The 7,304-nt window shown below is 72.6% G+C and carries 7 protein-coding genes and 1 pseudogene; 4 read left to right on the forward strand and 4 right to left on the reverse strand.

Features of this window, described 5'->3' with window-relative positions; all coding sequences use genetic code 11:
* Positions 1–176: 176 nt before the first annotated feature.
* Positions 177–1,430 (reverse strand): MFS transporter, encoded by a 1,254-nt coding sequence (locus ACFXPK_RS32055; protein ID WP_385006585.1) that lies wholly within the window; start codon positions 1,428–1,430, stop codon positions 177–179.
* A 172-nt stretch (positions 1,431–1,602) separates the two neighbouring features.
* Here ACFXPK_RS32055 and ACFXPK_RS32060 point away from each other — a divergent pair, with 172 nt between their 5' ends.
* The 3 genes from ACFXPK_RS32060 to ACFXPK_RS32070 all read left to right on the forward strand — a co-directional run bounded on the left by ACFXPK_RS32060 (position 1,603) and on the right by ACFXPK_RS32070 (position 4,115).
* Positions 1,603–2,241, forward strand: coding sequence for a DUF6758 family protein (locus ACFXPK_RS32060; RefSeq protein ID WP_385006587.1), 639 nt, complete (start codon positions 1,603–1,605; stop codon positions 2,239–2,241).
* A gap of 136 nt (positions 2,242–2,377) precedes the next feature.
* Complete coding sequence (locus ACFXPK_RS32065; RefSeq protein ID WP_385080671.1) at positions 2,378–3,247, forward strand: PHP domain-containing protein; 870 nt, start codon at positions 2,378–2,380, stop codon at positions 3,245–3,247.
* A gap of 262 nt (positions 3,248–3,509) precedes the next feature.
* Entirely contained in the window at positions 3,510–4,115 is a 606-nt protein-coding gene (locus ACFXPK_RS32070; RefSeq protein ID WP_385080673.1) for a MarC family protein, read from the forward strand.
* A 178-nt stretch (positions 4,116–4,293) separates the two neighbouring features.
* Here ACFXPK_RS32070 and ACFXPK_RS32075 read toward each other — a convergent pair whose 3' ends face one another.
* Positions 4,294–4,446 (reverse strand): hypothetical protein, encoded by a 153-nt coding sequence (locus tag ACFXPK_RS32075; RefSeq protein ID WP_181957505.1) that lies wholly within the window; start codon positions 4,444–4,446, stop codon positions 4,294–4,296.
* Positions 4,447–4,637: 191 nt separating this feature from the next.
* Here ACFXPK_RS32075 and ACFXPK_RS32080 point away from each other — a divergent pair, with 191 nt between their 5' ends.
* A complete protein-coding gene (locus ACFXPK_RS32080) occupies positions 4,638–5,549 on the forward strand; it encodes an NYN domain-containing protein (RefSeq protein WP_385006593.1) in 912 nt (303 codons plus the stop codon).
* Between the two features lie 54 nt (positions 5,550–5,603).
* On the opposite strand, the gene ACFXPK_RS32085 is transcribed toward ACFXPK_RS32080, so the two are convergent.
* Positions 5,604–6,452: an alpha/beta fold hydrolase gene (locus ACFXPK_RS32085; RefSeq protein ID WP_385006595.1), complete on the reverse strand. Its 849-nt coding sequence runs from the start codon at positions 6,450–6,452 to the stop codon at positions 5,604–5,606.
* Positions 6,453–6,618: 166 nt separating this feature from the next.
* A pseudogene (locus ACFXPK_RS32090) lies at positions 6,619–7,304 on the reverse strand (ribonuclease E/G); the annotation flags it as partial.

The raw sequence follows: 7,304 nt of genomic DNA on the forward strand, positions 1-7,304 counted from the left end.
CTCCTCCTTCCGGCCGCCCGCCGCCACCTTGCCCGGCGACGACCGCGGGGGGGGCCGCGGGGGGGCCGTACCCCGCCGGGAACCGGGCCCGGCCGGGTGCCAGCGCCCCACCCGCCCGGCGCGGCCCCGGGGGCCGCCGGCCCGCCCCCCCCCCCCCGCTCCGGTGGTCGTCGTGGTCAGTTGGCGAAGACTCCGACGCCGTCCTCCGCCGCGTGCGCGGGGCGCAGTTCCTCGGCCCGGTGGCTCAGCGCGGTGCGTCGTACCCCCACGACGACGGCGCCGACGACCGCCGCCCCCGCCGCCACCAGGAACGGGACGTGGATGTCGCTCCACTCCTCGATCTTCGGCGCGAGGAAGGGCGCCGCCGCCGCGGCGAACCAGCGGACGAAGTTGTAGCCCGCGCTCGCCACCGGCCGGGGCGCGTCCGAGACGCCCAGCGCCAGTTCGGTGAAGACGGTGTTGTTCAGGCCGATGAAGGCGCCGGAGACCACCGTGCCGACCACGGCCGCGGTGTGGTTCCCGTATCCGAGCACCACCAGGTCCGCGGCGAGCAGGACGAGCGAGCCGCCCAGCACCCGCAGCGAGCCGAACCGCGCCTGGAGCCGGGGCGCCACCAGGACGGAGAAGACCGCGAGGAGCAGGCCCCAGGCGAAGAAGACCGCGCCCGAGCGGTACGGCGACATGTTCAGGACGAAGGGCGTGAACGCCAGGATCGTGAAGAACGCGTAGTTGTAGAAGAACGCCGCGGCGGCCGCCGACGCGAGTCCGCCGTGGCCGAGCGCCCTGATCGGGTCGAGGAGCGAGGTCTTCCGCGCGGGCCTGGGCTGCTCCTTCAGGAACGCCGTGATGCAGACGAAGCCGATCGCCATCAGCGCGGCGGTGCCGAAGAACGGGTAGCGCCAGCTCGCGTCGCCGAGGACCGCGCCGAGCAGCGGACCGCAGGCCATGCCGAGGCCGAGCGCCGACTCGTACAGCAGGATGGCCGCCGCCGAGCCCCCGGCCGCCGCGCCGACGATGACGGCGAGCGCGGTCGAGACGAAGAGGGCGTTGCCGAGGCCCCAGCCGGCCCGGAAGCCGACCAGTTCCGCTACGGAGGACGACGTACCGGAGAGTCCGGCGAAGACGACGACCAGAGCCAGGCCCACGAGCAGGGTCTTGCGTCCGCCGATCCGGCTGGAGACCCAGCCGGTGAGCAGCATCGCGACGGCGGTGATCAGGAAGTAGGAGGTGAAGAGGAGGGAGACCTGGCTCGCGGAGGCGTCGAGTCCCTTGGCGATGGACGGCAGGATCGGGTCGACGAGCCCGATGCCCATGAAGGCGACGACGGAGGCTCCTGCGGTGGCCCAGACGGCCTTGGGCTGGTGCAACAGCCCGGCCGCCCCCTCGTCGAACGGATCTTCCTGGTCTGCTTCGCCCGGCTCTGCGCGCATGAGGGGTCTCCTCGCTCTCCGGCTGGATGGACGGATAGATGGGTGGTGTATGCACATATTAAGTTAGCCGAGCTAAAGATTGCAAGCTACACCTACCCCGCTCCGTGACACCTCGGGCCGGACGGGTGATCGTCCTTGACGCGACGACGGACGCGGAGGACCGTGGGGCGCTATGAGGGGCGAACCCAGTTGCCCGAAGTGCGGTGGCCGGGTCAGGGCGCCCGGTCTCTTCGCCGACTCCTGGCAGTGCGATGTGCACGGGACCGTGTATCCGCTCCAGCCCGTGATACCGCCCAGCGTCGAGGCCCTCGGTGTCGTGGTGCACCGTGCGCGGGTCCCGGTCTGGATGCCCTGGCCGCTGCCCGTGGGCTGGCTGTTCACCGGCGTGGCGTACGCGGGCGACGACCGCAGCGGAGGCCGGGCCACCGTCGTGGCCTGCTCGGGTCCCGGGCCGCTCGGCGGCAGCGGTGAGCTGCTGCTGATCGCCGAGGAGCTGGGCGTCGGGCTCGGGGCGCGTTACGCGGGGATCGAGGGGCCCGACCCCGGGGCGCTGATCAGTGTCGACAAGCCACCGCAGACCAAACTCCTGGCCGCCGGCCGGCCCACCCCGCTCTGGCACGTCCCGCAGGCGCCGCAGGACCGTGCGGTCTTCGTGGGCGAGGCGCTCGGGCTCTGGCTGTGGGCGGTCGTCTGGCCCGAGCAGTCGGGGCTGCTGCTCTACGACGAACTCGTCCTGACCGATCTGCGGGAGGCGGGTACGGAGATGGAGCTGCTGCCCTGCGGCGCGCTCTCGCCCCGGCTGCTCAACTGACCGGCACCCGAGGGGCGTGCGGGGGTGTGACGAGAGGCGTACGGGGGGCGTACGGGACCGGGGACGGCTGCCGTTATCCTTGAGCGTCCCCCAGGGTCCTTACACCCTGCCCGTCCCGAGCCCCGGAGTCCGCGTCGTGCGTATCGACCTGCACACCCACTCCACCGCCTCGGACGGCACCGACACCCCCGCCGAACTGGTCCGCAACGCCGCGGCCGCCGGACTCGACGTCGTCGCGCTGACCGACCACGACTCCACCCGCGGCCACGCCGAGGCGATCGCCGCGCTCCCCGGGCTCGACCGGCCGCTCACCCTGGTCACCGGCGCCGAGCTGTCCTGCCGCCTCGACAGTGTCGGGCTGCACCTGCTCGCGTACCTCTTCGACCCGGACGAGCCCGCGTTCCTGCGCGAGCGCGAGCTGGTACGGGACGACCGGGTGCCGCGCGCCCGCACCATGGTCGCCAGACTCCAGGAGATGGGCGTTCCGATCACCTGGGAGCAGGTCGCCCGGATCGCCGGCGACGCCTCCCTGGGCCGGCCCCACATCGCCACCGCCCTCGTCGAGCTGGGCGTCGTCGAGACGGTCTCCGACGCCTTCACGCCACAGTGGCTGGCGAACGGCGGACGCGCCTACGCCGAGAAGCACGAACTCGACCCCTTCGCCGCGATCCGGCTGGTCAAGGCCGCGGGCGGCGTCACCGTCTTCGCCCATCCGCAGGCCGTCAAGCGCGGCGAGGTCCTGCCCGAGTCGGCCGTCGCGCGGCTCGCCGCCGCCGGGCTCGACGGCATCGAGGTCGACCACATGGACCACGACGGGCCGACCCGCGCCCGGCTGCGCGGACTCGCCGCCGAACTCGGACTGTTGACCACCGGCTCCAGCGACTACCACGGCACCCGCAAGACCGTGGAGCTGGGCGCCTGTACCACCGACCCGGAGATCTACGGCGAGATCACCCGGCGCGCCTCCGGCGCCTTCCCGGTGCCGGGTACGGGCGGACCCGCGTAGGGCTTCCGCCGTACCGCCGCCGTGGCGCGGCGCCGCTCCGCGTCCGGAGTGCCTCCCGTGCCCCGGCGTGACCGACGGGCCCGGTGACCGGCGGGTCCGCCGCCCGGCTCCGGTCCCCGCTCTCCTCCTCACCCCGCTCTCCTCCCCACCGCGCTCTCCTCCCCGCCCGTGCGACCGGCCGCCACCGCCGTGCTCCGTTCCCCGCTCCTTCCTCCCTCACCGCTCCCTTCCCCATCGCTTCTTCTTCCTTCAGGGCCTCACTGTGTTCGATTTCGCTGTCTTCGGATCCCTCTTTCTCACCTTTTTTGTGATCATGGACCCACCCGGGATCACCCCGATCTTCCTCGCCCTGACCTCCGGACGCCCCGCCAAGGTCCAGCGCGCCATGGCCTGGCAGGCGGTGGCCGTCGCCTTCGGGGTGATCACCGTCTTCGGGCTGCTCGGCCAGCAGATCCTGGACTACCTGCATGTCTCCGTACCGGCCCTGATGATCGCCGGCGGGCTGCTCCTGCTGCTCATCGCGCTGGACCTGCTGACCGGCAAGACCGACGAGCCGCAGCAGACCAAGGACGTCAACGTGGCGCTCGTACCGCTGGGCATGCCGCTGCTCGCCGGGCCCGGCGCGATCGTCTCCGTCATCCTCGCCGTCCAGCACGCCGACGGCGCCACGGGCCAGCTCTCGGTCTGGGCGGCGATCGTCGCGATGCATGTGGTGCTCTGGCTGACGATGCGCTACTCGCTGCTGATCATCAGGGTGATCAGGGACGGGGGCGTGGTGCTGGTCACCCGGCTCGCCGGGATGATGCTCTCGGCCATCGCCGTGCAGCAGATCATCAACGGCGTCACCCAGGTCGTCGGGGCCGCCTGAGGCCAGGTCCCGGTGCCCCGCAGACCTGCCCCGGCAACGGGCAGCGCCCCCGTACGAGTGATCCGTACGGGGGCGCTTCGTGCGTCGTGCGAGGTCGTCGCGTGAAAGTCTCGCGTGAAAGTCCCAGGCGAAAGCGTCCCGTGAACGGGACGCGTGAAATCCTGGAGTGCCGGAAAGGTTACGAGGCCGGGGATTCGGCCGGGCGGATGTAGATGCGCTGGCCCATAGCCGCGGCCTGCTGCACTATCCGGTTGACGGAGGCGGCGTCCACGACGGTGCTGTCCACGGCCGAGCCGTCGACGTCGTCGAGTCGCATGATTTCGAAGCGCAAGGCTTCTCCCTTCGTCTGATCCTCCTGCTGGAGAACTGGTGGGTGACGGGCAACTCCGTCGTTGGTTATATGTCGGGCAGGTACATACCTCTCAACGGCTTGCCCTCTGCAAACATTCCCTACGCTAAAGAAAATTTTTGGGAGGCTAACTACCGATGGGTAAGGTGTCCTCCACGGAGAACGAACGGCATATGAACGAGGCAGAGATCAACGCAGAGATCGACGCGATCGGCGCCCGGCTGGAGCGCACCAACGCCTTGCTCCAGCGCATGCTCGCCGAGGTGGCGAAGACCCCCTCCACCCATGCCATCTTCGTCGACGCCGGTTACGTCTACGCTGCGGCCGGGTTGCTTGTGGCGGGTACCGAGGACCGGCGCTCCTTCGATCTCGACGCCGAAGGGCTCATCGAGGCGTTCATCGACAAGGCGCGGATCATCTTCGCGGACAGCAGACTGCTCCGCGTCTACTGGTACGACGGCGCGAGACGGCGGATCCACACCTCCGAACAGCAGTCCATCGCCGAACTGCCCGACGTCAAGGTCCGGCTCGGCAACCTCAACGCCAACAACCAGCAGAAGGGCGTCGACTCCCTCATCCGCACCGACCTCGAATCGCTCGCCCGGCACCGCGCCATCAGCGACGCCGCCCTGGTCGGCGGCGACGAGGACCTGGTCTCGGCCGTCGAGGCGGCGCAGGGGTACGGCGCCCGGGTCCACCTCTGGGGCATCGAGGCGGGCGAGGGGCGCAACCAGGCCGAGCCGCTGCTCTGGGAGGTCGACAGCCAGCGCACCTTCGACCTGGACTTCTGCAAGCCGTACGTCACCAGGCGGCCGGTCACCACGTACGAGCACGAGGGCGAGCCGCCGCCCTCCCGCGACCAGGTCCGGTTCATCGGCGCGCAGATCGCCGCGACCTGGCTGGCCGAGCGGGGCAGGGAGGCCCTGGCGGAGCTGCTGCCGGGCCATCCCTATCTGCCGGGACCGGTCGACCAGGACCTGCTGATCGAGGCGGAGAAGCTGCTCCAGCGGTCGCTGCGGGGCCATGCCATGCTCCGCCGGGCGCTGCGGGACGGCTTCTGGCAGCACCTCCAGGCCCAGTACTGACGCTGCGCCGACAGCGCCCGCCGGAGAGCGCCGGCGGGCGGTGCCGGCGGAGCGTCAGTAGAGGCTGTCCCAGAAGTCGGCCAGCGCCGCCGCCGTCTCCGCCGGCCGGTCGGTGTTGGGGGAGTGCTCGGCGCCCCCGATGACGGTCCTGCGGGCCTCCAGCCGCCGCGCCATGGTGTCCAGCAGCGGCACCGGCCACACATCGTCCCGCTCGCCGGAGATCACATGCAGCGGCAGCCGCTGCACACCCGCCAGCTCCGCCACCCGGTCCGGCTCCGCGCTGAGCTGCGCGCCGGTCGCGACGAGCTGCGCGGGGCTGGTGCGCACCCAGCGTTCGCGCAGGTCGGCGCGGTTGCCGGGGGTGGAGACGTCCTCCGGGGGCTCCATCGTCTGCATCAGGTCCCAGACCTGGGCCATGGTCATGACCGCGAGCGTGTCGCTGAGCAGTTTGATCCGCTCCCGCTGGCCGGGGGTGACCTCGGCGGGGCCCGAGGACATCAGGGTCAGCGAGAGGAACGGATCCCGGTCGAGCAGCACCGCCGCGCGGGAGATCTGGCCGCCGAGCGAGTGCCCGAGCAGATGGACGGGGGTGTCGAGCGCCGCCGCCTGCGCCAGTACGTCGGCGGCCAACTCGGCCCGGGTGTAAGCCTCTTGGGTATCGGGACCGTCGGTCTCGTACTGTCCGCGGCCGTCCACGGCGACGGTACGGTACCCGGCCTCCGCGAGCGGTTCGAGCAGGGCGATGAAGTCTTCCTTGCTGCCGGAGAACCCGGGCAGCATCAGCACGGTTCCGTGCGGCTCCCCGGCCGGCCGCGCGTCGAGGACGGCGAACCGTCCACGCCGGGTGGCGAGCGTACGGGCGCGGGCGCAGGGGGGCGGGGTGAAGGTGGGCGGCCGACTCATGCGACGAGGCTAACCGCGTACGGGCGCGCTCCGTGTTCCGCCCCCGTAACGCGTGGCCGCGCCCGGAACCGCCGATGGCCCGGCACCCCCTGTGGTGCGGGGCGTCGGGCCATCGGCGGTGACACGGGGCGGCGCCGGTCGGGGCGCCTGGCGGGTGCGGTCCGGCTCAGCTCTCGTCGGGCTGGGCCGGGGCCGTCTTCGCCGTGGTCGTACGGGCGCGGCGGCGGCGCGGCTTGGGCTCCGCCTCCGCCTCCTGGCCGGGGGCCTCGGCGACGGCTTCGGCGGCCGGGGCCTTCGCCTTGGCCGTCTTCGTTGCCTTGACGGCCTTGACAGCCTTGACCGCCTTCTCGGGCTTCTCGGCCGTCCCGGTGTCCTCCGGCGTCCCGGCCTTCGGCTTGGCGACACGGGTACGGCGCCGGGGCTTGGGCTCCTCGGCCTCCGGGGCCTCGGTGACCACAACGGCCTCGGCGGTCTCCGCGGCAGGGGCCTCGGCGGCCTTCGCCTTGGTGACGCGGGTGCGGCGGCGCGGCTTGGGCTCCTCGGCGGGAGCCTCCGCGGCCGGTGCCTCGGGGGCCGCCACGGCCGCCTCGGCCACCACGGGGGCCTCCGTCTCCGGCTTCACGGCGCGGGTACGGCGGCGGCGCGGCTTGGTCGCCACCTCCGCCTCCGGCTCCGCCACCACGGGGGCCTCGGCGACGGCGTCCGCCACCACGGTCTCCGGGGAGGCCGTCTCCGCACCGGCTGCGGCGCGGGTACGGCGGCGGGGCCGCGGGGGGGGGGGGGCCCCCGGGGGGTGGACGTCGGCCGGGGGGTACTGCGGGGCCGGCGCCGCGGGCCGGGGCGCGGCCGCCC

It is taken from the genome of Streptomyces sp. NPDC059142 (assembly GCF_042755665.1).
GTDB lineage: Bacteria > Actinomycetota > Actinomycetes > Streptomycetales > Streptomycetaceae > Streptomyces.